This window comes from Vibrio sp. 10N.222.46.A1, from assembly GCF_041473595.1.
GTDB lineage: Bacteria > Pseudomonadota > Gammaproteobacteria > Enterobacterales > Vibrionaceae > Vibrio > Vibrio tasmaniensis_A.
In genome coordinates, this window is record NZ_JBFRSN010001390.1 from 1 (window position 1) to 2,833 (window position 2,833).

The 2,833-nt window shown below is 44.1% G+C and carries 1 protein-coding gene and 1 pseudogene; both read left to right on the forward strand.

Annotated features, from left to right (window positions below; translation table 11 throughout):
• Nucleotides 1–59 precede the first annotated feature (59 nt).
• Nucleotides 60–1,124 (forward strand): annotated as a pseudogene (rsgA, locus tag AB4496_RS26865) (ribosome small subunit-dependent GTPase A).
• Between the two features lie 441 nt (nt 1,125–1,565).
• Entirely contained in the window at nt 1,566–2,783 is a 1,218-nt protein-coding gene (gene sstT, locus AB4496_RS26870) for a serine/threonine transporter SstT (RefSeq protein WP_009845849.1), read from the forward strand.
• The last annotated feature ends 50 nt before the right edge of the window (nt 2,784–2,833 follow it).

Genomic DNA, 2,833 nt, shown 5'->3' on the forward strand with positions numbered 1-2,833 from the left:
GTGATAAGACTTTAATGCTCTCACAAGAAAAGAAAGCTCGCACGTCTGGGTAAATAGACATGAATTCACAAAACGCATTTTCTAATCCAATGTCACTTCAACAACTTGGATGGCAACCTGTATTCCAACAACAACTGACACTCGAAGACTATGACCAATCCGTCATTGCTCGTATTACCGCGCACCATCGCAGCGGCTATACACTAGCGTCAGAACAAGGCGAAATCGTTCTCCCTATCCATCAAAACCAACCCGCAATGACGGTTGGCGACTGGGTAATCTTGAACTCTGAACTGCAATTCGGCCGTTTATTAGACCGTCAATCACTCTTCAGCCGTAAAGCTGCAGGTAGCCGTGTCGCCGAACAATATATCTCAGCTAACATCGACACGGTATTTATCGTGGTTTCGTTAAATAACGACTTTAATCTAAGCCGTATTGAACGCTACCTAGCGCTCGCCAATGAAGCACAGGTTGAAGCCGTTATCGTACTCACCAAGAAAGACTTGTGTGATGACTACGAAGACAAAGTACAACAAGTGCAAAGCTTAGATTCTATGCTGATGATCGAAGCGGTGAATAGCCTAGACCAAGACTCAACTCAAGTTTTGTCGCCTTGGTGTAAAACGGGCAAGACTGTGGCTTTAATGGGTTCATCCGGTGTGGGTAAATCCACCTTAGTCAACTCATTACTTGGTGAGGCTGAACAAGCCACAGGTGGCATTCGTGAAGACGATAGTAAAGGCCGACACACAACCACATCACGATCGCTCCACTTGCTAACATCGGGCGGCTTACTGCTCGATACTCCAGGAATGCGAGAGCTACAACTTGCTGACTGCGCTGAAGGCGTGAGTGAAACCTTTTCTGATGTGGAAGAGTTAGCCATACATTGCTGATTCTCTGATTGTCATCATGAATCAGAACCGGGGTGCAAGATACGCAAGGCGATTGAAAGTGGAGAATTGTCTGAGCGACGATTTGCTAACTATCGAAAGTTATTGCGAGAACAAGCCCGAAATGGCGCCTCGTTAGCGGAACAACGCGCCAGCAATAAGCAGCTTTCCAAGATGTACAAAACCGTACAATCAGAAGGCCGCAATCTTAAAAAAGCGTCTGACTAACGTTTAAGGTTTAAGGTTTAAGGTTTAAGGTTAACAGCTATAAGCTGTATTGAAGATAACCTAACTTAAGATAACTTTAAATTAAGACAATGAGCCCCATCGTGTTAATCACGTGGGGCTTTTTGTTTCAATTTGATAATGGTGTGGTTATTTATGCACACAATGTTCTTTCCTATAGCCGTTTACATTTCTACATTTGCAGTGTTTTGAATCTATCAAATGAGAATCAGCAGATTTATAGCCCAATCAAAATACATTTATTTAACATTTAGCTCCAAAAACACCACATAGCGCAAACAATAACCCTAAAAGTAAACTATCCCTAGACACCCTCTTAGATCCCGCTAATATGACCGCCAATTCCGCTAGTGTATAGTTGGATTTGGTACAACTTCATAAAAAGATACATCACTATAATAAATTAACAATTGCAGGTATTTTATGCAAAATCACAACATGCTCGCCCGCATCGCTCGTGGAAATCTCGTTCTACAGATCCTTGCTGGTATTGTTTTCGGTGTCGTTCTCGCCATGGTTTCTCCTTCAGCAGCTCAAGATGCAGGCCTATTAGGTAGCCTGTTTGTTGGTGCTCTGAAAGCTGTTGCCCCAATTTTAGTATTCATTCTTGTTGCAGCTTCTATCGCAAACCAAAAGAAAGGTCAGCATACTCATATGCGTCCAATCATTGTGCTTTACCTGATTGGTACGTTCTCTGCTGCACTGACTGCTGTAGTACTGAGCTTCATGTTCCCAACCACTTTGACACTGGTTGCTGGCGCTGAAGGTGCTAACCCTCCTCAAGGTATTGCAGAAGTTCTTCATACGCTTCTATTCAAGCTTGTAGACAACCCAGTTAGCGCACTAATGAATGCGAACTACATCGGTATTCTTGCTTGGGCCATCGGTCTTGGTCTTGCTCTGCACCACGCATCTGCAACAACCAAAGCGGTTTTCGAAGACCTAAGCCACAGTGTTTCACACATTGTTCGCTTCATTATTCGCCTTGCCCCATTCGGTATCTTCGGTCTTGTTTCTGCAACATTCGCAACAACAGGCTTCGATGCACTGGCAAGCTACGGTCAACTTCTAGCAGTACTACTAAGCTCAATGCTAATCATCGCACTTGTGGTTAACCCACTGCTTGTATTTATTAAAACAAAACAAAACCCATACCCACTTGTACTGCAATGTATTCGTGAATCTGGTGTAACGGCATTCTTCACTCGTTCAAGCGCTGCAAACATCCCAGTGAACATGAACCTTTGTAAGAAGCTAAAGCTAGACGAAGATACTTACTCTGTATCGATTCCTCTAGGCGCAACGATCAACATGGCGGGTGCTGCAATCACCATCACTGTGTTAACGCTTGCTGCTGTACACACTATGGGCATTGAGATTGATATCTTCACTGCGATTCTACTAAGCCTTGTTGCTGCAGTATCAGCATGTGGCGCATCGGGTGTTGCTGGCGGTTCACTACTGCTTATCCCGCTAGCGTGTGGCCTATTCGGTATTTCAAACGATGTAGCGATGCAGGTTGTAGCGGTTGGTTTCATTATCGGTGTGATTCAAGATTCAGCTGAAACAGCACTTAACAGCTCAACAGACGTAGTGTTCACTGCTGCTGTATGTAAAGCCGAGCAAAACAAAGAGCAATAAACCTTTAGCTGCTCTGAACCTAAACAGTTCTGAGCTCTAAGCTCTAAGCT